Source organism: Polaribacter dokdonensis, assembly GCF_024362345.1.
Lineage (GTDB): Bacteria > Bacteroidota > Bacteroidia > Flavobacteriales > Flavobacteriaceae > Polaribacter > Polaribacter dokdonensis.
Window position 1 is genome coordinate 2,469,281 of the sequence record NZ_CP101505.1, and the last position, 25,915, is coordinate 2,495,195.

At 29.9% G+C, this 25,915-nt stretch carries 23 protein-coding genes; 17 read left to right on the forward strand and 6 right to left on the reverse strand.

What is annotated here, in order from left to right:
* Positions 1–3: 3 nt before the first annotated feature.
* The 8 genes from LPB302_RS10950 to LPB302_RS10985 all read left to right on the forward strand — a co-directional run bounded on the left by LPB302_RS10950 (position 4) and on the right by LPB302_RS10985 (position 7,637).
* Entirely contained in the window at positions 4–2,271 is a 2,268-nt protein-coding gene (locus LPB302_RS10950; RefSeq protein WP_053973513.1) for a transglycosylase domain-containing protein, read from the forward strand.
* Between the two features lie 36 nt (positions 2,272–2,307).
* On the forward strand, positions 2,308–3,009 hold the full coding sequence (locus LPB302_RS10955) for a CoA transferase subunit A (RefSeq protein WP_053973512.1): 702 nt from the start codon (positions 2,308–2,310) through the stop codon (positions 3,007–3,009).
* A 2-nt stretch (positions 3,010–3,011) separates the two neighbouring features.
* Entirely contained in the window at positions 3,012–3,668 is a 657-nt protein-coding gene (locus LPB302_RS10960; protein ID WP_053973511.1) for a CoA transferase subunit B, read from the forward strand.
* Entirely contained in the window at positions 3,668–3,889 is a 222-nt protein-coding gene (locus LPB302_RS10965) for a hypothetical protein (RefSeq protein ID WP_053973510.1), read from the forward strand. The genes LPB302_RS10960 and LPB302_RS10965 overlap by 1 nt, the downstream gene beginning before the upstream one ends.
* Positions 3,890–4,651, forward strand: coding sequence for an exodeoxyribonuclease III (locus LPB302_RS10970; protein ID WP_053973509.1), 762 nt, complete (start codon positions 3,890–3,892; stop codon positions 4,649–4,651).
* A 4-nt stretch (positions 4,652–4,655) separates the two neighbouring features.
* Positions 4,656–5,966 (forward strand): lytic transglycosylase domain-containing protein, encoded by a 1,311-nt coding sequence (locus tag LPB302_RS10975; RefSeq protein WP_053973508.1) that lies wholly within the window; start codon positions 4,656–4,658, stop codon positions 5,964–5,966.
* A 72-nt stretch (positions 5,967–6,038) separates the two neighbouring features.
* Positions 6,039–7,019 carry a DUF4837 family protein gene (locus tag LPB302_RS10980; RefSeq protein ID WP_176966467.1) on the forward strand — a complete coding sequence of 327 codons (981 nt, stop codon included), beginning with the start codon at positions 6,039–6,041 and terminating at the stop codon, positions 7,017–7,019.
* 120 nt (positions 7,020–7,139) lie between these two features.
* Positions 7,140–7,637, forward strand: coding sequence for a DUF1761 domain-containing protein (locus LPB302_RS10985; RefSeq protein WP_053973507.1), 498 nt, complete (start codon positions 7,140–7,142; stop codon positions 7,635–7,637).
* A 69-nt stretch (positions 7,638–7,706) separates the two neighbouring features.
* Here LPB302_RS10985 and trpS read toward each other — a convergent pair whose 3' ends face one another.
* A complete protein-coding gene (trpS, locus tag LPB302_RS10990; protein ID WP_053973506.1) occupies positions 7,707–8,675 on the reverse strand; it encodes a tryptophan--tRNA ligase in 969 nt (322 codons plus the stop codon).
* A gap of 226 nt (positions 8,676–8,901) precedes the next feature.
* On the opposite strand from trpS, the gene LPB302_RS10995 reads away from it, so the two are divergent.
* Positions 8,902–9,603 (forward strand): lysophospholipid acyltransferase family protein, encoded by a 702-nt coding sequence (locus LPB302_RS10995; protein WP_231658702.1) that lies wholly within the window; start codon positions 8,902–8,904, stop codon positions 9,601–9,603.
* Positions 9,575–10,213, forward strand: coding sequence for a PAQR family membrane homeostasis protein TrhA (trhA, locus tag LPB302_RS11000; RefSeq protein WP_053973504.1), 639 nt, complete (start codon positions 9,575–9,577; stop codon positions 10,211–10,213). The genes LPB302_RS10995 and trhA overlap by 29 nt, the downstream gene beginning before the upstream one ends.
* On the opposite strand, the gene LPB302_RS11005 is transcribed toward trhA, so the two are convergent.
* Entirely contained in the window at positions 10,208–10,684 is a 477-nt protein-coding gene (locus LPB302_RS11005; protein WP_053973503.1) for a CYTH domain-containing protein, read from the reverse strand. The two genes, trhA and LPB302_RS11005, sit on opposite strands and share 6 nt — an antisense overlap.
* Positions 10,685–10,690: 6 nt before the next feature.
* A complete protein-coding gene (locus LPB302_RS11010; protein WP_053973502.1) occupies positions 10,691–11,668 on the reverse strand; it encodes a class I SAM-dependent methyltransferase in 978 nt (325 codons plus the stop codon).
* A gap of 103 nt (positions 11,669–11,771) precedes the next feature.
* Here LPB302_RS11010 and porZ point away from each other — a divergent pair, with 103 nt between their 5' ends.
* From porZ to LPB302_RS11025, 3 genes are read left to right on the forward strand one after another with little or no spacing between them, the layout of a single operon-like run.
* Positions 11,772–14,099, forward strand: a complete 2,328-nt coding sequence (gene porZ / locus LPB302_RS11015; protein WP_053973501.1) for a type IX secretion system anionic LPS delivery protein PorZ — start codon at positions 11,772–11,774, stop codon at positions 14,097–14,099.
* Positions 14,099–14,824, forward strand: coding sequence for a DNA repair protein RecO (gene recO / locus LPB302_RS11020; RefSeq protein WP_053973500.1), 726 nt, complete (start codon positions 14,099–14,101; stop codon positions 14,822–14,824). The genes porZ and recO overlap by 1 nt, the downstream gene beginning before the upstream one ends.
* Positions 14,821–17,310: a TonB-dependent receptor gene (locus LPB302_RS11025; protein WP_231658701.1), complete on the forward strand. Its 2,490-nt coding sequence runs from the start codon at positions 14,821–14,823 to the stop codon at positions 17,308–17,310. Before recO ends, LPB302_RS11025 begins: the two co-directional genes overlap by 4 nt.
* Before the next feature lie 5 nt (positions 17,311–17,315).
* Here LPB302_RS11025 and LPB302_RS11030 read toward each other — a convergent pair whose 3' ends face one another.
* Genes LPB302_RS11030 through LPB302_RS11040 form a run of 3 tightly spaced genes read right to left on the reverse strand, consistent with a single transcriptional unit; the run spans position 17,316 to position 19,719 of the window.
* Positions 17,316–17,663, reverse strand: coding sequence for an SdpI family protein (locus tag LPB302_RS11030; protein WP_053973498.1), 348 nt, complete (start codon positions 17,661–17,663; stop codon positions 17,316–17,318).
* 10 nt (positions 17,664–17,673) lie between these two features.
* Entirely contained in the window at positions 17,674–18,540 is an 867-nt protein-coding gene (locus LPB302_RS11035; RefSeq protein ID WP_053973497.1) for an acyl-CoA thioesterase, read from the reverse strand.
* A gap of 6 nt (positions 18,541–18,546) precedes the next feature.
* Positions 18,547–19,719 (reverse strand): peptidogalycan biosysnthesis protein, encoded by a 1,173-nt coding sequence (locus LPB302_RS11040; protein WP_053973496.1) that lies wholly within the window; start codon positions 19,717–19,719, stop codon positions 18,547–18,549.
* Between the two features lie 194 nt (positions 19,720–19,913).
* On the opposite strand from LPB302_RS11040, the gene LPB302_RS11045 reads away from it, so the two are divergent.
* The 4 genes from LPB302_RS11045 to LPB302_RS11060 all read left to right on the forward strand — a co-directional run bounded on the left by LPB302_RS11045 (position 19,914) and on the right by LPB302_RS11060 (position 25,894).
* Positions 19,914–21,029 (forward strand): efflux RND transporter periplasmic adaptor subunit, encoded by a 1,116-nt coding sequence (locus tag LPB302_RS11045; protein ID WP_053973495.1) that lies wholly within the window; start codon positions 19,914–19,916, stop codon positions 21,027–21,029.
* 4 nt (positions 21,030–21,033) lie between these two features.
* Positions 21,034–24,366 carry an efflux RND transporter permease subunit gene (locus LPB302_RS11050; RefSeq protein ID WP_053973494.1) on the forward strand — a complete coding sequence of 1,111 codons (3,333 nt, stop codon included), beginning with the start codon at positions 21,034–21,036 and terminating at the stop codon, positions 24,364–24,366.
* Positions 24,353–25,696, forward strand: coding sequence for a TolC family protein (locus LPB302_RS11055; protein WP_053973493.1), 1,344 nt, complete (start codon positions 24,353–24,355; stop codon positions 25,694–25,696). The genes LPB302_RS11050 and LPB302_RS11055 overlap by 14 nt, the downstream gene beginning before the upstream one ends.
* Before the next feature lie 66 nt (positions 25,697–25,762).
* A complete protein-coding gene (locus LPB302_RS11060; RefSeq protein ID WP_255164349.1) occupies positions 25,763–25,894 on the forward strand; it encodes a hypothetical protein in 132 nt (43 codons plus the stop codon).
* Positions 25,895–25,915 lie beyond the last annotated feature (21 nt).

A 25,915-nucleotide genomic window follows, 5' to 3' on the forward strand; every position in this document is an offset into this window, starting at 1 on the left:
AAAATGGCAGAGAAAAAAACAAACTATAAAAAGTTTATCATTTGGTTTTGGGCACTCGTTTTAGGAGGAGTTTTAATTTTGGCTGGCTTGTTTTTTACGGCTTCTGTAGGAGGTTTTGGAGCTTTACCAACCTTTGAAGAATTAGAAAACCCGCAAACCAATCTAGCAACTGAAGTAATTTCTTCAGATGGTGTTACCATTGGTAAATACGCAACAGAAAATAGAACTCCTGTTCATTTTAATGAATTACCTCAAAATTTGGTAAACGCATTAGTAGCTACAGAAGATGAGCGTTTTTACGATCATTCAGGAATCGATTTTAGAGGAACAGCAAGAGCTGTTTTAAAACCAGGAAGTGGAGGTGCAAGTACCATTACACAACAATTGGCAAAAATGCTTTTTACGGGTAGAGCCTCTAGCAACATTTTTAAAAGGGTATTGCAAAAAATGAAAGAATGGGTTGTGGCTACCAAATTAGAAAAACAATATACCAAGCAAGAAATTATTGCAATGTATTTAAACAAGTACGATTTCTTGAATCAAGCTGTTGGTATACGTTCTGCTGCTAGAATTTACTTTGGAAAAGAACCAAAAGAATTAGAAATTCAAGAATCTGCAATGTTGGTTGGTATGCTTAAGAACTCTTCATATTTCAATCCATTAAGAAGAGAAGCATTAGTAAAACAAAGAAGAAATGTTGTTTTATTGCAAATGACAAAAAATGGTTTTATTACAGAAACTGAAAAGAAAAACCTACAACAATTACCTTTAGAATTAAATTATACTCCAGAAAGCCATGATGAAGGGTATGCTACTTATTTTAGAGCACATTTGCAAAAAGTAATGCGTACTTGGGTTAGAAATAATCCAAAACCAAATGGAGAAGAATATGATATTTTTAGAGACGGATTAAAAATTTATGTAACTATAGATTCTAGGATGCAAATGTATGCAGAAGAAGCTGTGCAAGAACATATGGCTAATTTACAATCGTACTTTTTTAAAGAACAGGCTAGAAACAGAACAGCACCTTTTTATGATTTAGAAAAAAGTCAAATTAGAGGTATTTATGAGAGAGCAAAGAAAAACTCTAACAGATACAAAAGGCTAATTGCAGCAGGGAAACCTAAGAAAGAGATTGACGAAATTTTTAATACAAAAACGAAAATGAAAGTCTTTTCTTGGAAAGGTGTTAAAGACACTGTCATGTCTCCAAATGACTCCATTAAATATTACAAACACTTTTTGCGTTCAGGGCTATTATCTATAGAACCACAAACTGGTCACATAAAAGCTTGGGTTGGTGGGATCAATAATAAATTTTTTAAGTACGATGCTGTAGCTCAACAAAAAAGACAAGTAGGTTCTACCTTTAAACCATTTGTTTATGCAACTGCTATAAACCAATTAAGGATGTCTCCTTGTGATGAGTTACCAAATATTCGTTATACCATTCCAAAAGGAAAGTATGGAATTCCTGAAGCTTGGACACCAGATAATGCTACAGAAAATTATGGAGGTATGCTTACTTTAAAAGATGGTTTAGCAGGTTCTGTAAATACAATATCTGCTAATTTAATAGATAAAGTAGCACCAGAAAATGTAGTAAGATTAGCAAAAGCATCTGGTATAGAAACAGATATTCAAGCAAATCCATCAATAGCTTTAGGTGCTGTAGATTTGTCATTGCTAGAAATGGTAAGTGCTTACTCAACTTTTGCAAACAGAGGTTTACGAGTAAAACCTATGATTATTACTAGAATTGAAGATAAAAACGGAACTGTTTTAAAAGACTTTGTGCCAGAAACACAAGAGGTACTTAGTGAGGAATCTGCATATGTAATATTAAATTTATTAGAAGGTGTTACGCAATCTGGTTCTGGAGTTCGTTTAAGATCTACTTGGTCTTCAGGAGGTAAAGCAGTAACTGGTTTCCCTTATGGATTTAAAAATGCAATTGCTGGTAAAACAGGAACAACACAAAATCAATCTGATGGTTGGTTTATGGGAATAGTGCCAAATTTAGCAACTGGAGTTTGGACAGGTGGAGAAGATAGAGCTACTCATTTTGCTGGAATTACAAAGGGTCAAGGTGCAACCATGGCTTTACCAACTTGGGCTATATTTATGCAAAAATGTTATGCAGATAAATCTTTAAATATTTCAAAGGAAGAATTTGAGAAGCCAGAAGAATTGAGTATCAACATTAATTGTAATAAAGAAGAAGACGAAAATATAAATACAATTCCTGAAGGAGATACAGATTTTTAAATTGTAATTATTTAAAATTCATTAAAACTTAAAAGAATGATAAACAAAAAAGTAAGTAATGTTCAAGAAGCTTTAAAAGGCGTAAAAGATGGCATGACTTTAATGTTAGGTGGTTTTGGGCTTTGTGGAATTCCTGAAAATGCCATTTCAGAATTGGTAAATTTAGATGTAAGAGAAGTTACTTGTATTTCTAATAATGCAGGAGTAGATGATTTTGGTTTAGGTTTATTGTTACAAAATAAACAAATTAAAAAAATGATTTCTTCTTACGTAGGTGAAAATGATGAATTTGAACGCCAAATGTTATCTGGAGAATTAGAAGTTGAATTAACACCACAAGGAACTTTAGCTGAAAAATGTAGAGCTGCTCAAGCTGGTTTCCCTGCATTTTACACACCTGCAGGTTTTGGTACAGAAGTAGCAGAAGGTAAAGAAACTAGAGAATTTGATGGTAAAATGTATGTTTTAGAACCTGCTTTTAAAGCAGATTTTGCATTTGTAAAAGCTTGGAAAGGAGATGCTGCAGGGAATTTAGTTTTTAAAGGAACTTCAAGAAATTTTAATCCAAATATGTGTGGAGCAGCAACAATAACAGTTGTTGAAGTGGAAGAATTGGTAGAGGTTGGTACATTAGATCCTAATCATATTCATATTCCTGGAATTTTTGTCCAAAGAATTTTTGAAGGAACCAATTACGAGAAAAGAATTGAGCAAAGAACAGTAAGACAAAAAAATTAAGGATGGCTTTAGATAAAAATGGAATCGCAAAAAGAATTGCGCAAGAAGTTCAAGATGGTTTTTATGTAAACCTTGGTATAGGTATACCAACTTTAGTCGCCAATTATGTAAGAGAAGATATAGAGGTTGAGTTTCAATCAGAAAATGGGGTTTTAGGTATGGGTCCTTTTCCTTTTGAAGGTGAAGAAGATGCAGATATTATAAATGCTGGTAAGCAAACTATTACTACTATGCCTGGTGCTAGTTTTTTTGACTCTGCAACCAGTTTTGCCATGATTCGTGGTAAACATGTAGATTTAACAATATTAGGAGCAATGGAAGTTGCAGAAAATGGGGATATTGCCAATTGGAAAATACCAGGTAAAATGGTAAAAGGTATGGGTGGAGCTATGGATTTAGTAGCTTCTGCAGAAAATATTATTGTAGCAATGATGCATACTAACAAAAGAGGAGAATCTAAAATATTAAAGCAATGTTCTTTACCTTTAACAGGTGTTGGTTGTGTAACTAAAGTAGTAACTAATTTAGCCGTTTTAGAAGTTAAAAATAAAGCTTTTCACTTGCTAGAAAGAGCTCCAGGAGTTTCTGTAGAGCAGATTCAAGAAGCAACAGAAGGTACTTTAATTGTTGATGGAGAAATACCAGAAATGAATATCTAATGAAAAAATATAAAGCATATTTACCATTACTATTTCCAGTACTAATCATTTTGATTGGTCTTATTATTTATAAGATTTTAGATTATGAGCCTAATTTTTATACCATTATTATAAACATTGGTTTGGCCTATATTTTATCTCCTAGAGTAAAAACAATTCAAAAACAAAATGGAACTCAAGAACAATTAACTTGGGTTTTTTTAAAAAAAATAATTGAGTAAATGAAAATTATCTCATACAATGTAAATGGTATAAGAGCTGCCTTAAAAAAGGGTTTTTTAGATTGGTTAGAAGCAGCAAGTCCAGATGTAATTTGTATTCAAGAAACCAAAGCACATAAAGAACAACTAGATTTAACCTTGTTCGAAAATGCAGGTTATAAGTATCATTATTGGTTTTCAGCACAAAAAAAAGGCTACTCTTCAGTAGCCATTTTGTGTAAAAAAGAACCTAATAATGTAGTCTATGGAACAGGAATTGATTCTATGGATTTTGAAGGTAGAAATCTTAGGGTAGATTTTGATGATGTCTCTATAATGAGCCTATATTTACCCTCTGGAACTAATGATTTAAGATTAGATTATAAGTTCAATTACATGGATGAATTCCAAGATTATATCAACAATTTAAAGCAAGAAATACCCAATTTAGTTGTTTGCGGAGATTATAATATTTGTCATGAAGAGATAGATATTCATAACCCAAAAATGAAAGGAGTTTCTGGTTTTTTACCAGAAGAAAGAACTTGGATTGGAGATTTCATCAACAGTGGTTTTGTAGATAGTTTTCGCCATTTAAACAAAGATGTTCAGCAATATTCTTGGTGGAGTTACAGAGCAAATGCAAGAGCAAATAACAAAGGTTGGAGGCTAGATTATGCCATGGTTTCAGAACCTTTAAAAGATAAAATCAGTAGAGCTTATATTTTGCCAGAAGCAAAACATTCAGATCATTGTCCAATAGTAGTAGAATTAGATATATAAATACATGAGGTTCCTTTTATCTTTTTTATTAATTAGTATTTCAGCTTTCGCTCAACAAGAAAAAGACTCGCTTTTAATTATAAAAGCAGATACTATAATTGATGCAAAAATTGCTGCTGATGAAACTAAAAAACAAGATTTCTTTACTGATAATGATCTAAAAGTTATAGATAGTTTATTGGTAGATCATAAATTTAGTTCTCCTCTAATTGATACTTTAGAGTATGTAATTGATGATAAAGATATAATTGGCAATACAACAAAAGCACTAACAACAGATTTGCTAAAACAACGTTTATCTAACTTAAATGATAACACTCCTTTTGATTTAGCTTACAATCCTGCATTAGAAAAAGTAATCAATAGCTACCTATTATACAGAAGAAAATATTATCCTGCTTTAATGGCAAAAGCAAAGTATTATTTCCCAATGTTTGAGCAGTATTTAGATCAATATGACATTCCTTTAGAAATGAAATATTTATCTATTGTAGAATCTGCTTTAAGACCAAAAGCAAGATCAGGTGTGGGTGCATCTGGTTTATGGCAATTTATGTATGGCACAGGTAAACAGTTCGATTTAAAAGTTAGTTCTTATGTAGATGAAAGATATGATCCTGTAAAAGCAACAATTGCAGCCTGTAAATATTTAAGTCAACTCTACAGTATTTTTGGTGATTGGGATTTGGCTTTAGCAGCCTATAATTCTGGGCCAGGAAATGTATCTAAAGCCATAAAACGTTCAGGAGGTTTTAAAAATTATTGGAATATTAGGCCTTATTTACCAAGAGAAACTGCAGGTTATGTTCCAGCATTTTATGCAACCATGTATATTTTTGAACACTCAAAAGATCATAACATATATTCAGAATTACCTGAGTTTTTTGAATTTCAAACAGACACAGTACGTGTAAAAAGAACTATTTCTTTTGATCAAATTTCAGAAACCATCAATGTAGATGAAGAAGTGCTTACGTTTTTAAATCCTTCCTATAAATTAGATATTATTCCTTTTATAAAAGGCAGAAATTATGCTTTAAGGTTGCCAAGTAGTAAAATAATAGACTTTTTAGATAAAGAGAAAGAGATTTACACTTTGGCAGATGAAGATGATGCAAAAAGAGAAAAACCTCTGCCTAAATATTTTGAAATGGATAAACGTATTCGTTACAAGGTTAAAAGTGGAGATTATTTAGGTAAAATTGCAAATAAATTCGGAGTTAGAGTTAGTAGCATAAAACGTTGGAATAGGTTAAAAAACAGTAATTTAAAGATAGGCCAGCGTTTGTACATATATCCAAAACGATTAAGATAGCCAAAAGTAAAATTCAATTTGGAATAGTCTTTGAGGACATACAATTGAATTTAAATTTATAAAAGTAAAACCATGAAAAAAATATTTTCAGTATTTGTATTATCCATTTTGTTAGTCTCTTGTGTAGGTAATGATAAAATGATTTTAAAAGAATCAATTGGTAGAATTAATAAAGTAATGGTTGTTGCTAAAATTAGTGATTGGACAGGTGATGTTGGTCAAGAAGTTAGGAATTCATTTGGAGAATTAATGGTAGGTTTACCACAAGCAGAACCAATTTTATCTGTTTCTCAAGTAGCACCAAATGGCTTTAGTTCTATGATGAAAGCTAGTAGAAATATTTTAGTTATTTCAGAAGGAGATAAATCTAATTTTTCTGTAAAAACAAATGTCTATGCAAAGCCTCAGACCATTATTTATGTTCAGGGTAAAGATGATAATGAAATTATAGAAATCCTTCAAAATCGTAAAGAGGAAATTAGAAAAACCTTTTTAGATTCAGATATTGCATTTACACAAGGCATCTTTAAAAAAGACGCTTCTAAGCAAAAGTATAAAACACTAGAACAGTTAGGTATTTCACTAACCATTCCAAATAAATTTAATACCGTAGATGATACAGGCGATTTTTTATGGCTTCGTAATCATTTAACAAGTGGTATTGCTAAAACAGGTAGTAATAATATATTAGTGTATTCTGTTCCTTTAGAAGATAAAACAATGGTTGCAGATAGTATAGTTGCTGTAAGAAATGCAATTGGTAAAAAATACATTCCAGGTTCAGATCCAGAAACCATGTATATGATTACAGAAGAAGCTTACACACCTTTTACTTTTGATGCCACTATTGATGGTAAAAAGGCCTATGAAACTAGGGGAAAATGGGAAGTAAAAAATGATTTTATGGCTGGCCCATTTTTAAACTATACTGTTTTAGATGAAGCAAATAATAGACTAATTGTTGTAGAGGGCTTTACTTATGCACCATCAGTAAATAAAAGAGCTTTTGTGTTTGAGCTAGAAGCTATCGCAAAATCTTTAAAAATAAAATAAATAACATCTTTCTAATATTTTAAAAGGCCTCAGAATTTGTTTTGAGGCCTTTTTTAGTTAAGCACTAATTATCAAATAGGTATTTGCTATATTTGAATTCAACCAAAAAACTTTTTTATCATGGAAATGAATTTCTACATCTTTTTTTTAGCAGCCTTAGTCCCAATGATTATTGGCTTTGTTTGGTATGGTCCTCTTTTTGGAAAAGCATGGATGAACCAAATGGGTTTTACTGAAGAGTCTTTAAAAGACACAAATATGGTTAAAACCTTACTGATTTGTTATGTGCTAAGTTTGTTAATTGCATTTGCATTAATGCCCATGGTTATTCATCAAATGGGTGTATATTCTACTTTAGCAGGTGATCCTGGATTTGCAGAACAAACAGGTGAAGCTTATTCTTACTTCGAAAATTTTGTTGCTACATATAGTGATCGATTTAGAACTTTTAAACATGGAGCATTTCATGGAATTTTATTTGGCTTTTTCTTAATCATGCCAATTTTAGGAATCATAGCAGTATTTGAAAAAAAATCATTTAAATATGTTGCCATTAATGCTGGTTATTGGATGGTTACACTTGCAATAATGGGTGGTATTATCTGTCAATGGATGTAATAAATGTGTCGTAATAAAATTAAAAAAGCCGCTTTTTAGCGGCTTTTTTTAAATATAAAAATTAAGAAATTAGTATCCTATTTTGGCACGAACTCTTTGTAATACTTCATTAGCTGTAACCTTTGCTTTTTCTGCTCCAAGTTTTAAGGCTTCATCAATTTCATGTTGGTTATTCATATAATGATGATAACGTTCTCTAACAGTTTCGAACTTGGCTATAATTAATTCATATAAAGCCTGTTTTGCATGACCATATCCATAATTTCCACCTTCATAATTTGCTCTCATCTCTGTAATTTGGGCATCAGAGGCTAATAATTTATATAAGGCAAATACATTATCAGTATCTGGGTCTTTTGGTTCTTCTAAGGGTGTACTATCTGTTTTTATACCCATAATTTGTTTTCTTAACTTTTTATCAGTTAAAAAAATATTAATGGTATTCTCTCTAGACTTACTCATTTTTTCACCATCAATTCCAGGAACTAATTTGGTGTTTTCTTGAATTTTAGCTTTGGGTGCTACTAATGTTTCTCCAACCACATTGTTAAATCTGTTGGCAACATCTCTTGTCATTTCTAAATGCTGTAATTGATCTTTACCTACAGGTACAATTTCTGCATCATACAATAAAATATCTGCAGCCATTAACATAGGGTAGGTAAATAAACCAGAATTTACATCAGATAAACGATCTGCTTTGTCTTTAAAACTATGAGCCAAGGTTAATCTTTGGTAAGGAAAGTAACAACTTAAATACCAACTTAATTCAGTTACTTGAGGTATATCACTTTGTCTATAAAACACAGTTTTACTAATGTCTAAACCACAAGCAAGCCAAGTTGCAGCAGTACTATAAGTGTTTTCTCTTAACTGTTTACCATCTTTAATTTGAGTTAAAGAGTGCATGTCTGCAATAAAAAGAAACGCTTCATTATTAGGATCATTTGCCATTTCTATTGCTGGTAAAATTGCTCCTAATAAATTACCTAAATGTGGTGTTCCTGTACTTTGTACTCCTGTTAAAATTCTAGACATTTATCTAATTTTTAAAATCGAAAATTAATTTTAGAAGGCAAAAATAAGGTTTTGAGTACAAAAAATATCAAAGAAAAGAAATTAGTATTTTTGCTTTTGTTTTAAATTTTTAAAACTAATAAAGAACGATATCACTTTGAGATTTATTAAAATTCCATTTTTATTTATTTGGCGCATTTGGTTCTACCTATTGTTAATTGTAACTATTTTAATAATGGTGCCATTTATGCTCATATTAACAGCAAAAGAATCTTATTATCCAACTTTTTGGAAAATGGTTAGATTATGGGCTTTTCTTCTAATTTATGGAATGGGATTTCGTCTTAAAATAGATAGAGATCAAAAAATTAAAAAAGACAGAAGTTACATGTTCTGTCCAAATCATGGTTCTTTAATGGACCCTTTTGTAATGATTGCTTTAAGTAAAAACCCAATTGTTTTTATTGGTAAAAAGGAATTGGTTAAAATACCAATTTTTGGATTTTTCTATAAAAGAGTGGTAATTATGGTAGATAGAAGTTGCCCAAAAAGTAGAAAAAGAGTTTTTAAAATGGCAAAAGAAAAATTACAAAATGGAACTAGTATGGGTATATTTCCAGAAGGTTTAGTTCCTACAGAAAATATAGCTCTAGCTCCTTTTAAAGATGGTGCTTTTAGTTTGGCTATAGAGTTCGAAATGCCAATTGTGCCTCAAGTTTATTATGATTGTAAACGATTGTTTTCATGGGACTTTTTTAAAGGTGGCCCTGGAGTTTTTAGAATTCATCAGCATAAATTTATAGAAACTAAAAATTTAGAATTAAGTGATGTTGATAAACTTAAAAAGCAGACCTTTGATTTAATTTATCAAGATTTGATAAATGATAAAAAGTATATGAAAGATACTAATAGACCTAATAATGAGCGAGAGTTTAAATCACCTTTATAGTGTAAAAGAAGAGAAACTGAATGTTATTTCTCATGGTTTTGGCTTATTACTTAGTATTGTAGCTTTTCCTTTCTTGATTTATAAATCTTTTAATTTTTCTGATTTTTGGCAGCCCTTAAGTTTTATTATTTATGGCTTAAGTATGATTGTTTTGTATGCAGCATCTACTTTTTATCATGCAGCTAAAAATCCCAAAAAAAGAAGAAAACTAAACATTTTCGATCATGCAGCAATCTATGTTTTAATTGCTGGTAGTTATTCACCCTTTTGTTTGGTGGGTTTAAACTCAGACTTGGGTTGGTATATGTTTTTATTTGTTTGGCTTTTTGCTTTAATAGGCGTCATTTTAAAGCTATTTTTTACAGGTAGATTTGATAAAGTTTCTACAGCCATGTATTTGCTTATGGGTTGGCAAATACTATTTTTCATTAAACCCTTAATGAATAGTATTTCTGCAGAAAACTTTTACTATTTGGTAGCTGGTGGTATCTTTTATTCTATTGGAGCAGTCTTATATTCAATTAAAAAAATGCCTTATAATCATGCAATTTTTCATGTATTTGTATTGCTAGGTAGTTTTTCGCATTTTTTAGGTATTTATAATTTATAAAGCCCAATTTTTAAAAGGATTTTTACTCAAGTTGGAGTTGTAGTATTTAGAATCTCCTGTAACTTCTTTGCCTAACCAGTTTGGTTTATGAAAGCTTTCGTTCTCAGAATTAAGTTCTATTTCAGCAATAATTAAACCATTATTATCTCCATAAAATTCATCAACTTCAAAAATAAGATGGTCATTTTTAACCAAGAATCTTGTTTTCTCTATTATAGATTCTTCACATAGTAAAAGTAAATTTTCAGCATCAGAAATTGTTATTTCTTTTTCCCATTCAAATCTTGTAGTTCCTGATTTATTAGACTTACCTTTTACAGTTAAATAAGCTTTGTTATCTTGAATTCTAACTCTTACAGTTCTACTTTTATCTGTGTTTAAATAACCTTGTTTTAAAGTGTTTTGCTGATATGCTAACTTTTTAAACTCGGTATTATTTACTAAAAATTTACGTTCAATTTCTAACGACATATAATTTTACTTATTATTTTTATAGATACCAAAAACATAATCAGATGCATTATTTTTTAGATACTCGTCTTCTAAAAGAAAAAGCTTTTCTAGAATGGCTTCTTTTTCATCATTTAAATTATAAAAGTGATGAGAAATATCTCTTAATGCACTCAATAATAAATTACCTCCATAAGGTTTCTCTTTAATTGTAATGTAGTTTTTATGAATGCTTGGCATTATGCTAGAAGAATCTACACATTCAGAAGGGTCAGCAATAATCATTCTTAAAACACCAACACCTCTATATTTGTTTTTGTGCAATTTACTTTTAAAGCGAACTCTATATTTTTTAGGAATTAACTGTATTGCTTTATTGATTTCAGAAATTTGATTTTTAGAAAATTGATGTCTTGTTGCTCCTACAAACTCATTAATAATCAACAACCCATCTTCTTTTAATGTGGTTCTAATTTTAGTAGTTAAGAAGTTTTCAATATGATCAAAATGATGTAATGAAGATTTAAAGAAAATAATATCATACTCACTTTCTTTAAAATCAAATTCATAAATATTCTGAGTAATAAACTTAATATTTGCAAGCCCTTTTTTAGTGGCACTTTCTGATCCAATTTTCAATAAATTATCAGCAATATCTACGCAAACTACTTCTTTAAAAAGAGTGGAATTTTCTGCGAGTTCAATTTCTCTATTACTAATTCCAGAACCTATAGAAAGCAGCTTTAAATCTTTTTTATCTTTCAGTAAATCTGTTACTATATAGTCAATATAATTTTTGTTTTCATCACCAGAGATAAGAGTGTTCCACCTTTTTTGCACTTTAGGAATATTCCAAAAATAAGAAGATATAAAAGAGGTGTTGTCAAAAGCGCTTTTCGTTCTTTTTTCTTCGTTAAAAGTAAATTTAGATAAAATAAAAGCACTACCTCTTTGAACTATTTTAAAGTAGGTGTCTATAAAGTCATCTAAAGTAACAAATCTCATTTTTGTTTTAATTTGAGTAAATAACAATAAATTAAGTACTAATGTACTTATTTATTGCGTTAATTTATAGTAATTAAAATATATTTGAACTCTAATAGTGATTATGAAGAAATCAATTTTTATATTTTTTTCCTTTTTAAGTTTTCTTACTTATTCTCAAGTAGATTATAGTAATTCTTGGGAAGATTTTTATTCTTACAATAATGTGAAAGACTTTGTAAAAGTAGATAATATAATTTATGCTTTAGTAGATAATGCAGTTTTTACTTATAACGAAACTACTTTAGAAACAGAGAAGTTTTCTTCTATTCAGGGTTTGTCTGGAGAAACAACATCTGCCATTTTTTATAATGAAACTTTTAAACGTCTAGTAATTGGTTACGAAAATGGTTTGATTGAAGTTATAGACGAAAATGGAGAAATCACTATTTCATCAGACATTACTAATTTTAATCAAACAGGACTTAAAAGAATTAATCATATAAGTGAATTTGAAAATACACTATACTTAGCAACGCCTTTTGCAATTGTAGAATATGATATTGAAAAATTAGAATTCGGAGATACTTTTTTTATTGGTAGTAATTCAACTTCTCTATTGATTAATGAAAGTTTAGTAGTAAATGATTTTATTTATGCTGCAACAGAAGATGGAATTTTTAAAGCAGATGCAACAAGTAATTTGTTAATTGATTTTAATAGCTGGCAACAAAGTTTTACAAACAGAGAATTTAGTAGAATTATTAATTTTAGTAATGCTATTTATGTAGCCGAAAATGAAGTTTTATATCAACTTAATAATACTAGTTTAATTGAAGTTAGACGTTTTTCTGAACCAATTATAAACTTAAATTCATCAGACTCTAATTTGCTAATTACCTTAAATAATCAAGCAATTGTATTAGATAGTAATTTAAAGGTACAGCAGGAAATTAATACCACAACAGATTTTGATTTTACTCTTTCTGATGCTTTATTCATTGACAATACCATTTATTTAGCTACAAATCAGTTTGGAGTTTTAACAAGAAACAATCAAACTTCGACTTTTACAGAAATTCATCCTGAAGGTCCACTTTCTAATGAAGTTTTTTCTATTGCTGCAAAAGACGCTGATCTTTGGGTGGTTTATGGAGGATATAATTCATTTTATGGCTCTCTTTTTAAAAGACAGGGTTTTAGTCATTTTAATGGGGCAGAATGGTTTAATACACCTTTTGACCCTGATTTTCCAGTAATCGATTTGAATCATGTTACTATAGATCCAAATGCAGAAAATAGAGTTTATATTAGTTCATTTGGAGATACAGGTGATATAAACTCAGTTTCTACAGGTGGTTTATTAGTTGTTGAAAACAACGAAATAAGTACGTTTTATAATCATTTAAACAGTGGTTTAGAAGATTTAGAACCAACTCAACCTAATAGGGTAACATTAAGAATTAGTGGCTCTGCCTTTGATAGAGAGGGTAATTTATGGGTAGCAAATATTAATAGAACAGACGAACTTAAAAAATTATCACCTTCAGGAGTTTGGAGCAGCTATGATTTAAGTGGATTAAAAACCAATCCAACCTTTTTTGGATTAAGTGAAATTGCCATAGACAATAACCAAACCATTTGGATGGGTACAAGAAGAAATGGAATTTATGCCTTTAATGAAAATGGTAACAGAACTAGAGCTTTGTTAACCACACCTAATTTGGGGAATCTACCAGACACAGATGTACTAACTGTAGCTGTTGATAAATCTAACAGAATTTGGATGGGAACTAGAACAGGAATGGTTGTGTTTAGAAATGCTGCTACCGTTTTTGATGCAGAAGTTTTAAATGCACAACCTGTAATTATAGAAGAAAATGGAGTAGGAGAACGTTTATTAGGTGATCAAAGAGTGAATACTATAAAAGTTGATGGTGCAGATAACAAATGGTTTGGAACAGAGAGTGGAGGTGTTTTGTACACAAACCCTTCAGGAACAACAACATTAAATAATTTTAATACTCAAAATTCGCCTTTACCTTCTAATAAAATCTTAAAAATTGCCATAGACGATTCTAGTGGAAAAGTATTTTTTGCAACAGAAAAAGGTATTGTAGCTTATAATAGTAATGTGGCTCCTTTTGGAGATGTTTTAGAGGAAGTTTATGCATATCCTAATCCTGCATTAAAAAATCACAATACAGTAACAATTACAGGTAGAAATGGTAATAATTTACCTAAAGGAACTAATGTAAAAATCTTAGATGTTGCAGGTTATTTAGTCTATGAAACAAATGTGGTAGAAGGTCAAGAATTACAAGGAGGTAAAGTGGTTTGGAACAAATCAAATCTTGCAGGTAGAAAAGTGTCATCTGGGGTTTATATTGTTTTGCTTTCTAATGATGATGCTTCAGAAACATCCACTACTAAAATTGCAATTGTAAATTAATGGCAGTTGTAACTACAAAAGCAATTGTGCTTAGCGCTTTAAAATATGGTGATACCAGTTTAATTGTAAAATGCTATACACAAGAAGAAGGTATTAAAACCTATATGGTTAGAGGAATTTTAAAACCTAAAAAGAAAGGCATAACTGCAGCATACTTTCAACCTTTAACACAATTAAAAATAGTTGCAAATCATAATACTAAAAACACCTTAAATTCACTTAAAGAAGTTCAGGTTTATCAGCCATACAAAACAATTTATAACAATATTGTAAAACAATCTGTAGTTTTATTTTTGTCTGAGGTTTTAAGCAATGCTATCCAAGAAGAAGAACAGAATACAACTTTATATGAGTATATAGAAACGGCTTTGCAATGGTTAGATTTGCATGATAATGTAGCCAACTTTCACTTACTGTTTTTACTAAATTTAACAGGATTTTTAGGCTTTTATCCAGACTTGTCAGATACTAAAAAAAATGGGTTTGATTTACTAGAAGGTGTTTATTCAGATAATTATGCTAATAAAAATGTGATCTACAAAAACGATTTTTATCAGTTTAAAAAGCTTTTAGGCATAAATTTTGATGCAATACAAGAAGTGTCTTTCAGTAAAGAAGAAAGGCAAGTAGTTTTGCAGATAATAATTCAGTATTTTAAACTACATTTGGGCAATTTTAGAAATCCTAAATCTTTACAAGTTTTAGAAACCGTTTTTAGTGGATGATGAAGAACATTTTTATTTATATTATTTTTTTGATTTGTGGCTCATCACTGGCGCAAACCGTAAAAGTTTTAGATAAAGAAACAGGTAGAGGAGTTAAAAATGTGAGCATTTTTAATGAAGCAAATACCATAAGTTTAACTACAGATAAAGAAGGTTTTGCAGACGTTTCTTTATTAAAAGATAATGAGGTTATTATATTTTCTCATATTTCTTATGCAGTTTATCGCATTAAAAAATCTAACCTAAAAAATCGAAATTTTGTTATTCAGCTTATCAAAGAGTCAGAACAATTAGATGAAGTAGTTATTTCCGCTTTTAAAAAAGATGTTAAAACTAAAAGAATTGCAGAAAGAATCGCTGTAATTTCTAAGAAAGATATTCGTAAAATTTCGCCTCAAACTTCTGCAGATTTATTGGCAGCAATTCCAGGAATTAAAGTACAAAAATCTCAATTTGGGGGAGGTAGTCCTGTGATAAGAGGAATGGAATCTAATAGAGTTTTGTTAGTAGTAGATGGAGTTAGAATGAATAATGCTATCTACAGAAAAGGTCATTTACAGAATTCTATAACATTATCACCTAATTTATTAGAAAAAACTGAAGTTGTTTTTGGACCATCTTCTGTAATTTATGGTTCAGATGCTTTAGGTGGTGTAATTCACTATTATACAAAAACACCACAACTATCAGAAAATAATGAAGTTAAAAGTCAGCTTTTTTCTAGGTATTCAACTGTTAATCAAGAAATAACTACGAGTGTTTCTGCTGAATTAAGTTTTGAAAAATGGGCTTCTTTTACTAATATATCTTATTCAGATTTTGGCGATTTAAGAGCTGGAGAAAATAGAAATCATGGTTTTGAAGATTGGGGTAAAGTATTTTATTACTCAGAAAATGTAAATGGCAATTATGCTGCAAACCCTACTCTGAATACAAATCCAAATTTATTAAGAAATACAGGATATAATCAAACAGATTTTTTACAGAAGTTTTTTGTACCTCTATCAAAAAATACTGATTTAAAGGTGAATCTACAGTATTCAACTTCATCAGATATTCAAAGATTTGACAGACTTACTGAGTTAACAGATTTTGCAGATGTCTCCTCACTAAAATTTGCAGAATGGTATTATGGTCCTCAGCAAAGATTTTTACTATCCTCTCAATTAGATGTACATCCTCATAAAAATTGGTTAGAATCAGGTACAATAACTGCAGCTTTTCAAAATATAAAAGAAAGTAGAATTCAAAGAAAATTTGGAAGTTTAGATAGGTCTTACAGAGAAGAAACTGTAAATGTATTTAGTTTAAATGGAGATTTTTCTGTACCATTATCTAATAACAATTCGCGTATTTTATCTTATGGTTTTGAGTTTGCATACAATGATGTAGCTTCTAATTCTTATGGGAAAACTTTAAATATAGAAAATGGTCAGATAAATGGATTTTCTAACGATTTTAAAGTGCAATCTAGATATCCAGATGGAGGAAGTAATTTTCTAACATCAGCAGTTTATGTGGGTTACAGACAAGATTTATCAAAAAAATCAACCTTAAATACAGGTATTCGATTTACGAACATTAATAAAAATGCAACTTGGATAGATGAAACTTTTCTAACTTTTGATGATAAAAGTTTATCTAGAAATAATTCAGCAGTAACAGCTACTTTAGGTTACGTTTTTAAACCGAATAAAAATTGGCAATTAAACAGTGTTTTATCTTCTGGTTTTAGATCACCAAATATAGATGATGTGGGTCGTGTTCGAGAAAAAGCAGGTAATGTTACTATCCCAAATATACACGTGAGCCCAGAGTTTGCTTACAATGCAGAACTAGGTTTGCAGAAATATTTTAATAACAAGAAGTTTCGATTAGGAGCCAATATGTATTACACACTTTTAGACAACTATATTCAAAGAGACTTTGTGTACAATGCAGATGGCTCTATTTTGCAAGTAGAATTTGATGGTGAGTTTGGAAATGCTGTAAATAATCAGAATAAGGGTACAGCTTATATTTTTGGATATACTGCTAATTATTTGGGTAAAATTTCTAAAACAATAAATACCTCTGGTTTTGTCACTTATACAAAAGGTAGAACTTACGATACTAAAGAGCCAATGTCTTCTATACCACCATTATTTGGTCAGTTTGAAGTAAATTATAAAAAAGAAAAAATTGCTTTAGGAGCCGAATTTAGATTCAATAGTAAAAAAGATATTGAAGATTTTAATTTTACAGAAGGCATAGACAACCATGATTTAACACCAGTTGTGAATGCAAATGCAACTAATGAAGAAGATATTTACTTTGGTTCTCCTAGTTGGATGACCTTTGGCGTAAATGGATCTTATGATGTTAGTACAAATTTTTCTGTACAAGCAAGATTAGACAATATTTTTGATGAACATTATATTGAGTTTGCCTCAGGTGTTTCTTCTCCAGGAAGAAACTTATCTGTATCTTTTGTGGCTAACTTTTAACGAATTTATTTAATTCGTTTTCCTTCATCATTGAAATTTTCATTTATTGCACGTTCCGTTTTTATTAGGCTTACTAATATTGCTAAAGCAACAAAAACCATAGGTTGCCAAGTTAATTCAGTAGCAGAAATACTGGCCAATAAAAGTGCAAACACAAATGAAATACCACTATACTTTAAAAAGGCTAAATTAAAAGTAGTATTGGCAAAGTGCCAAATATCTTCATTTTGCATCGCTTTTGGAGTTCTATAACCATAAAGACGATTAATCTTTTTTGGTGGAAATTTCCAAAATATAATACTGATTAAAAATAACACTCCATTTGTAGTTAAAACGTATATAAAAGCACTCATATCTTATTTTTTATTTTTGAATTGGTCTCATTAAACCTTCTTGCGCAAAAGAGGCCACTAATTTACCATCTCTTGTAAATATATTTCCTCTACATAAACCTCTTGCTCCATAAGTGTTTGGAGAATCAGCAGAGAATAACATCCAATCATCAAAATCAAAATCTCTAAAAAACCACATAGAATGATCTAAACTAGCAGTCATTGTATTAGCAAAACTATAATTTTTAGCATTCGGATTAAAAGCCGCATTTAAAACATTGTAATCTGAAATATAGGTTAAAATTTGATGTTTTAATCTTAAATCCATTTCTGGGATATCACCCTTTAATTTAAACCAAATTTCTTCTTTAGCTTCTTTATTTTCAGGTTTTAAAGGATTAGGTACAACTACTGGTTTAAAATCTATGGGTCTTTCTATACTTAAAAAAGACTTTACGCCTTTTGGTAAAAAATCTCCAAATTTTACAGCCATTTCCTCCCAACTTAATAATTCTTCAGGTTGTTTAATAGAAGTATTCATTTCAGTTTGATGCTCAAAACCTTCTTCCTTTTTATGAAAAGAGGCAGCTAAAATAAAAATGGTTTTTCCATTTTGACTTGCTGTAACTCTTCTTGTAGCAAAACTTCCTCCATCTCTCATAATTGCAACATCATAAGAAATAGGTACTTTTAAATCTCCTGCTTCTAAGAAATAAGAGTGTAATGAGTGTAAGAATCTATTTTCTGGTATAGTTCTATAAGCAGCATTTACTGCTTGTGCTAAAACCTGCCCACCAAAAACTATGGCACTTCCTATAGTTACACTTTCTCCTAAAAAAGTACGTTCATTTACTTCTTGTAGGTTTAATAAGTTAATTAAATCTGCACTTGTTTTCATTGGGGTTTATTTTTTAAAAGGTAAATTTTGACGAAAAGGAGTGGGTTGCACTCGCATCAAAAATAACTTTATGATTTTATTGGTTATACTTTTTTTATGACGAAGGTACATGGTTAAATCTTGTGGTTCTGCACCTACAGAGCTTTTTATTTCGCTTGCTGTTCTTCCAAAATTTAAGGTCTTTAAATTATTATCTATAGCAATTTTTATATAATCATATAGCATTCTTTGATAAATAGCTAATTCTCTATTTAAGCTATAATCAATGCCTACAAAATGAGCATCTAAACTATCATTATTGATAACTCCAGACATAAAACCAACCATTTTATCTTCTAAATAATATGTTTTAATGATGTAGTTATTATCTAACTGATACATGAATTCTTTATACGTATTCAAATTGAAATCACTCAAGTTAAAAGAGGCATTTTTTGCAACTTTTTTATAGAGTTGTTCCATGTCAGAAAGTTGTTGTGAAATAGAATCTTTGGTGACATCTTTTACAGATAAGCTTTTACTTAGTTTTAGTGCCTTTTTTGCTTTTACTCTAAATTTTGTTTTTAAGGCTTGTAGATAATCATCAAAGGTATTCCAACTTTTATCTAGATGTAAAACCATATTTGGTTCTACAGAGAAAGGATGATAATTAAAGTCTTTTAACTCATTTGTTATAGATATGGATTCGTTTATAAAATCTTTTAAAAGAAAAGCATCAATGTGATATTTGTCATTAGAATTCACATAATTAAGAATCGCTTTCGCTAGTTCTTTAATGATTTGTTTTTTATCAAAACCATTGGCAATTAAAATACCATGCTCACCACTTACAAATGTGTTTCCACAAATTAATAATTTAAAAGGTTTCTTTTTTGGAAACAAGTGTAGTTTTTGTCCAAATTCTTTTACTTTTTTAGCAAAAGATTCTAAATCATTTTTTACAGTTTCAAAGAAAAAATCGATTATTTGAATAGAACCAAAACACTTAGGATTACCATTGTTGTCTAGTAAAACAACATAGAAAAAGCTTAATTTTTGATGATTTTCTTCTACTGATTTTAAGAAAGATTTCTTGAAGTAAACATTTTCATTTACATTTAAAGAACTCCAAACCTTGCTAGGTATTTCATCTACAGACGAGTAATAATTAGCATTTAGATTTTTTGTGGAACAATTCAAAGAATGTATAGTGTTTTTTTGGTTTTACAAAGTTCTTAAAAATAAGTCAGTTTAAAAATTTTGCTTTAGAAATAAACAATTATAACTTTTCTTTAACATAGATTAAAGTGCTTAAAACTGTTCTGCAGCTTCAAAAAAGTATCTTTGCACCCTATTTAAACTTGTTCAGCAAGTTCAATTCAACTAACTAAGTTATGAGAAAAATAATTCTGGCCCTATTAGGTTTATTATTAATTGCTGGTGCTATATTATTAGGTAATTATTTTATCGATAAAAATCAGGCTCCAAGACCAATCTTCAAAAAAAGTATTAAAACTGTTTTTGTAAAAGAGGTAAAGAATGATGAAGTTCCAATTATTTTAACTGCAAATGGAAACCTGCAAGCAAAGAACAAAATTGATGTTTTTTCTGAAGTGCAAGGTGTTTTAAATGCCAGTTATAAGGCTTTTAAGCCAGGAACAAAATATAATAAAGGTGAGATTTTATTAAGTATTAATAGTGATGAATTTAGAGCGAGTATAAAATCGCAAAAAAGTAATTTATTTAATTTAATTACATCTATTTTACCTGATATTCGTTTGGATTATTCATCAGAATTTAAAAAATGGGAAACCTATTTACAAAGTTTTGATATTAATAAAACCATAGCAAAATTACCTGAATTTGCTACAGACAAAGAAAAGTATTTTATTTCTGGACGTGGAATTTTAACAGCCTACTACAATGTTAAGAATTTAGAAGTGCGTTTATACAAGCATGAAATTAGAGCACCTTTTACTGGTATTTTAACAGAGGCTTTAGTAACTCCTGGAACTTTGGTGAGATCAGGTCAAAAATTAGGAGAATTTATAGATACAGACATATATGAAATGGAGGTTTCTGTAAGTGCTGAATTTGCAGATCTTTTAAAAGTGGGTAATACTGTTAAATTAAATAACTTAAATAGATCTAAAAATTACGAAGGCAAAGTAATTCGTGTAAATGGTAGAATAGATCAGGTTTCACAAACAATTACTGCTTATATAGATGTAACACATCCAGATTTAAAAGAAGGGATGTTTTTAGAAGCTAATTTAGAAGCAAAATCGGAGGCAGATGCCATAGAAATTTCAAGAAAATTATTGGTAGATAATACTGCAGTTTATACCGTAAAAAACGATAGTGTTCTAACGTTATCAACTATAGACCCTGTTTATTTTGGAGCGGAAAAAGTAATTATTAAAGGTTTAGAAAATGGAGATAAAATTCTTACACAAACTTTACCTGGTGCTTTTGATGGAATGATTGTAAAAACAGAAACCAAAAAGTAATTAGATGAAAAAAATAATTACTTATTTCATAAAATATCCTGTAGCAGTAAACGTAATGATTTTTGCGTTTATCATCTTTGGTGCTGTAGGTGCCATTAGCATGAAATCTTCTTTTTTCCCTTTGGTAGATTCGCAATTAATAAGAATCAACCTAACTTATCCAGGTGCTTCACCAGCAGAAATGGAAGAAGGTGTTGTACTTAAAATTGAAGACAATTTAAAAGGTATTGTTGGTGTAGAAAGAGTAACTTCTGTTTCTAACGAAAATGCTGCAGTTGTAAATGTAGAAGTAGAAAAAGGTAAAAATATAGATGTTGTTTTATCTGATGTAAAAAATGCAGTAGATAGAGTACCTTCTTTTCCATCAGGTATGGAACCTGCTGTAATTGCAAAAGTAGAAAGCATTAGACCAACTATCAGTTTTACAGTTAGTGGAGAAAATGTATCCTTAAAATCTCTAAAACAATATGCAAGAAATATAGAGAATGATATTAGAGGTATAGAAGGTATATCTCAAGTTGCCATTTCTGGATTTCCAGCAGAGGAGATAGAAATTGCAGTTCGTGAAAATGATTTATTAGCTTACAATATGTCTTTTACAGAGGTTGCAAATGCTATTAGAAACTCTAATATTTTAATTACAGGAGGTAATATAAAAACTGCAGAAGAAGACTATTTAATTCGCGCAAGCAATCGTTCTTATTATGGAGTAGAACTACAAAATTTAATTGTTAGAACAGAAACAAGTGGTAATATTATTCGTTTAAAAGATGTTGCTGAAGTGAGAGATACATGGTCAGAAACACCTGATAGATTGTTCTATAATGGAAATTTAGCCATAGACATTACAGTAAGTAATACCAATAATGAAGACTTAATTTCATCAGCCGAAAAAATTAAAGAATACATTTACGAGTACAACCAAAAACAACAAAATGTTCAGTTAAATGTTTCTAGTGATGCTTCTATTACTTTAAATGGTAGAACAAAATTATTGATAGAGAATGGGGTTGTAGGTATTCTATTAGTACTTTTCTTTTTAGCTTTATTTTTAAACTTACGTTTGGCAATTTGGGTTGCTTTTGGTTTGCCAGTTGCCTTTTTTGGTATGTTTATTTTTGCAGCGCAATTTAGTGTAACCATCAATGTATTATCACTCTTTGGAATGATAATCGTTATTGGTATTCTAGTTGATGATGGTATTGTAATTGGTGAAAACATTTATCATCATTATTACGATTTAGGAAAATCTAAAATACAAGCTGCAATAGATGGAACAATGGAAGTAATTCCGCCAATTGTATCAGCTATATTAACTACAATTATTGCCTTTTCTACCTTCTTTTTTGTAGATGGTAGAATAGGAAGTTTCTTTGGTGAAGTTTCTACAATTGTTCTACTAACCCTATCAGTTTCTTTAATTGAAGCGTTAATTATTTTACCAGCTCATATCGCACATTCTAAGGCCTTAAAAAGAAGGAAAGAAGAAAATTTAGTAGCCAATTTTAATTTTGATCATTCAGAAATTGAATCTATAGAACATAAACGAAATCAAGTTGTTGTTGTAAAAAATGGTGAAACTATTATACTCGAAAAAGAAAGTAAAGTAGATGCCTTTTTTGCAAAAGTTAATGGTTTTGCAGATAAGTATTTAACGCTATTTAGAGATAAATACTATGTGCCTTTATTAAGGTTTTCACTAAAGAATAAGTTATTTGCTTTTAGTGTACCTATTGCTATTTTAATTTTTAGTTTCATGGCTATTGGTGGTGGAATTGTAAAAACATCTTTCTTTCCAAGAATTGCAAGTGATAGAGTTCAGATTTCGCTAAAAATGCCACAAGGAACTAATGAACAAATTACAGATTCTATAGTATCATTTATAGAAACCAAAGTTTGGGAAATTAATGAAGAATATACAGCCAAACAAACTGGTAATATTCAAGTTGTAGAAAATATAATTAAAAGAGTTGGGCCAGGTTCTGCAAATGCAACTCTAACTGTAAACCTTTTACCTGGAGAAGCTAGAGATGTTTCATCACCAGAAATAACAAATGCTATTAGTGATAGAGTTGGTAAAGTTTATGGTGTAGAAAGTTTAGTTTTTGGTTCTGGTGGTAATTTTGGAGGTAGCCCTGTAGCAGTTTCTCTTCTAGGTAATAATATAGAAGAACTAAAAGCTGCAAAAGAAGAATTAAAATACGAGTTAGAAAACAATCCGCTTTTAAAGGATGTTTCAGACAATGATCCTGCAGGTATTAAAGAGGTTAAAATTACCCTTAAAGACAATGCCTATTTATTAGGTTTAAACCTGCAATCTATAATGACTCAAGTTCGTTATGGTTTTTTCGGTTTTCAAGCACAGCGTTTTCAAAGAGGACAAGATGAAATTAAAGTTTGGGTTCGTTATGACAAACAAGATAGATCTTCTATAAAAGATTTAGACGATATGCGAATTATAACTCCTACAGAAACTCGAGTTCCATTTTCGGAAATTGCCAATTATCAAATTGAAAGGGGAGATATTGCAATCAATCATTTGGAAGGTAAACGTGAAATTCAAATAACTGCAGATTTAAAGAGCTTAGAAACAAGTGCTACAGAAATCTTAGATGATATAAAGGCTAGAGTTATGCCAGAAATCTTATCTAAATATCAAACTGTATCACCTTTGTTTGAAGGGCAAAATAGAGAAGCTAAAAAAACTACAGATTCTGTAAATGTTGTTGGGCCAATAATCTTACTATTAATTTATATTGTAATTGCGTTTACATTTCGTTCTTACAGTCAGCCAATTTTACTAATAATTATGATTCCTTTTAGTATGATAGGCGTTGTTTGGGGGCACTATTTTCATAGTTTTCCAATCGGAATTTTATCTTGGTTAGGTATTATTGCCTTAATAGGAATTATGGTAAATGATGGTTTAGTACTTATAGGTAAATTCAACAGTTACCTTAAAGAAGGTATGAAATACGATGATGCTTTAATAGCAGCAGGTCAATCTAGATTTAGAGCTATTTTCTTAACTTCTTTAACTACAATTGCAGGTTTAGCTCCACTTTTATTAGAAAAAAGTAGACAGGCACAATTCTTAATTCCAATGGCTATTTCCATAGCATATGGTATTGCAATTGCTACACTTTTAACTTTAGTAATGTTGCCACTTTTATTATCGGTTTCAAACTCAATAAAAGTAAATATTAGATGGTTAAAAACAAATGAAAGAGTAGCAAAAGAAGAAGTAGAAAGAGCCATTATAGAGTCTAAAATAGATGAAGAAGATGACGCAGATGATAGTTTAAATCCTAAAAATGTAGTTTATGAAATTGAATAGATACAGCATAATTGTAGGTTTATTGCTATTGAGTTTAAACGGATTTGCTCAAGAAATTTTAACCAAAGAAAGAGCATTAGAAATTACATTAGAGAATAATTTCGGAATTAAAATTGCTAAGAACAATTTAGAAATTGCAGAGAATAATACTAGTATTTATAATTCTGGTAAATTACCAACTGCAACTTTAAATTCAGGAGCAAATTATAGCAGAAATAACCAGAGTTTAACTTTTACAGATAGAGATACAGGTAATGATTCAGAAATTTCTGGTAATGGAGTTGTAGCAAAAACGTACAACGCTTCTTTAGGTGTAAACTATACCATTTTTGATGGTTTTGGTCGTAAATATAATGTGGAACAATTAAAGCAAACCTATAATTTAACTGAGTTACAAGCTAGAGAAACTATAGAAAATACTTATTTACAATTATTTACTACCTATTTTCAAATAGCGCGTTTATCAGAAAATACAGATAATTTGGCAGAGGCACTTACCATTTCTAAACAACGTTTGCAGCGTGCACAATATCAATATGACTATGGTCAATCTACTAAATTAGAATTTTTAAATGCACAAGTAGATGTAAATAATGATAGTATTTCACTAATTGCAGCAAAACAACAATTAAACAATGCAAAGCGTGGTTTAAATGTAATTTTAGGTAAGGAAACTGCTACTAATTTTAGTGTAGAAACAAATGTTGAGTATAATAATATGCTAAGTTTCGAAGATTTAAAAATCAAAACAATGCAAAATAATTCATTGTTAAAGCAGAATGAACAAAACATTGCAATTAGCGAGTTTAATGTTAAAATCAATAAAGCAACATACTTACCATCTCTAAATTTTAATGCCTCTTATGGGTATAATAGAACTAGAAACGAAAATTTAATCAATCCTTTTGGTGCAAAATTAATTACTTCAGATGGTTTAAATGCAGGGCTAAATTTAACTTGGAATATTTTTGATGGAGGCTCAACCAAAACTAGAGTAGCCAATGCAAAAATTGCTTTAGATAATCAGCAAATATTGTTAGAGCAACAAAAGCTAAACATAGAGAATAACTTAAAAAATACTTGGGAGAATTATAAAAACCAACTGTTTATTTTAAGTGCTCAAGAGCAAAATGTACAGAGTAATCAAAATAATTTCGATAGAACTCAAGAGCGTTTTAAGCTAGGGCAAATATCTTCTGTAGAGTTTAGGCAAGCTCAAATTAATTTAATTAATGCTAAAACAGCTCTGAATAATGCCAAGTTTGATGCAAAGTTGATTGAGTTGCAATTACTACAATTAAGTGGAGATATTTTAAACGTGAAATTGTAAAAACCTGATATTTATCATTTCTGATAAACTACTCATTCTCTAATTTTATATCAAAATTAGAACCTTATGAATATGCTTAACTTTCCATTAGTTTCTTGGGTAAATGGAACCATTATGATTGGAGTTTTTGTAGCTGTAGTTGTTGGCTTAGTGCTTGCAGTTTATCTTTTAATGAAAACCGATCAAAAAGTAAAATAGCATTAAAATTTCATCAGAATT

Bases quoted from the DNA above. Each gene is read 5' to 3' on its own strand.
- LPB302_RS10950 (WP_053973513.1), top strand. From the start codon at position 4: ATGGCAGAGAAAAAAACAAACTATAAAAAGTTTATCATTTGGTTTTGG.
- LPB302_RS10955 (WP_053973512.1), top strand. From the start codon at position 2,308: ATGATAAACAAAAAAGTAAGTAATGTTCAAGAAGCTTTAAAAGGCGTA.
- LPB302_RS10960 (WP_053973511.1), top strand. From the start codon at position 3,012: ATGGCTTTAGATAAAAATGGAATCGCAAAAAGAATTGCGCAAGAAGTT.
- LPB302_RS10965 (WP_053973510.1), top strand. From the start codon at position 3,668: ATGAAAAAATATAAAGCATATTTACCATTACTATTTCCAGTACTAATC.
- LPB302_RS10970 (WP_053973509.1), top strand. From the start codon at position 3,890: ATGAAAATTATCTCATACAATGTAAATGGTATAAGAGCTGCCTTAAAA.
- LPB302_RS10975 (WP_053973508.1), top strand. From the start codon at position 4,656: ATGAGGTTCCTTTTATCTTTTTTATTAATTAGTATTTCAGCTTTCGCT.
- LPB302_RS10980 (WP_176966467.1), top strand. From the start codon at position 6,039: ATGAAAAAAATATTTTCAGTATTTGTATTATCCATTTTGTTAGTCTCT.
- LPB302_RS10985 (WP_053973507.1), top strand. From the start codon at position 7,140: ATGGAAATGAATTTCTACATCTTTTTTTTAGCAGCCTTAGTCCCAATG.
- trpS (WP_053973506.1), bottom strand. From the start codon at position 8,675: ATGTCTAGAATTTTAACAGGAGTACAAAGTACAGGAACACCACATTTA.
- LPB302_RS10995 (WP_231658702.1), top strand. From the start codon at position 8,902: ATGCTCATATTAACAGCAAAAGAATCTTATTATCCAACTTTTTGGAAA.
- trhA (WP_053973504.1), top strand. From the start codon at position 9,575: ATGAGCGAGAGTTTAAATCACCTTTATAGTGTAAAAGAAGAGAAACTG.
- LPB302_RS11005 (WP_053973503.1), bottom strand. From the start codon at position 10,684: ATGTCGTTAGAAATTGAACGTAAATTTTTAGTAAATAATACCGAGTTT.
- LPB302_RS11010 (WP_053973502.1), bottom strand. From the start codon at position 11,668: ATGAGATTTGTTACTTTAGATGACTTTATAGACACCTACTTTAAAATA.
- porZ (WP_053973501.1), top strand. From the start codon at position 11,772: ATGAAGAAATCAATTTTTATATTTTTTTCCTTTTTAAGTTTTCTTACT.
- recO (WP_053973500.1), top strand. From the start codon at position 14,099: ATGGCAGTTGTAACTACAAAAGCAATTGTGCTTAGCGCTTTAAAATAT.
- LPB302_RS11025 (WP_231658701.1), top strand. From the start codon at position 14,821: ATGATGAAGAACATTTTTATTTATATTATTTTTTTGATTTGTGGCTCA.
- LPB302_RS11030 (WP_053973498.1), bottom strand. From the start codon at position 17,663: ATGAGTGCTTTTATATACGTTTTAACTACAAATGGAGTGTTATTTTTA.
- LPB302_RS11035 (WP_053973497.1), bottom strand. From the start codon at position 18,540: ATGAAAACAAGTGCAGATTTAATTAACTTATTAAACCTACAAGAAGTA.
- LPB302_RS11045 (WP_053973495.1), top strand. From the start codon at position 19,914: ATGAGAAAAATAATTCTGGCCCTATTAGGTTTATTATTAATTGCTGGT.
- LPB302_RS11050 (WP_053973494.1), top strand. From the start codon at position 21,034: ATGAAAAAAATAATTACTTATTTCATAAAATATCCTGTAGCAGTAAAC.
- LPB302_RS11055 (WP_053973493.1), top strand. From the start codon at position 24,353: ATGAAATTGAATAGATACAGCATAATTGTAGGTTTATTGCTATTGAGT.
- LPB302_RS11060 (WP_255164349.1), top strand. From the start codon at position 25,763: ATGAATATGCTTAACTTTCCATTAGTTTCTTGGGTAAATGGAACCATT.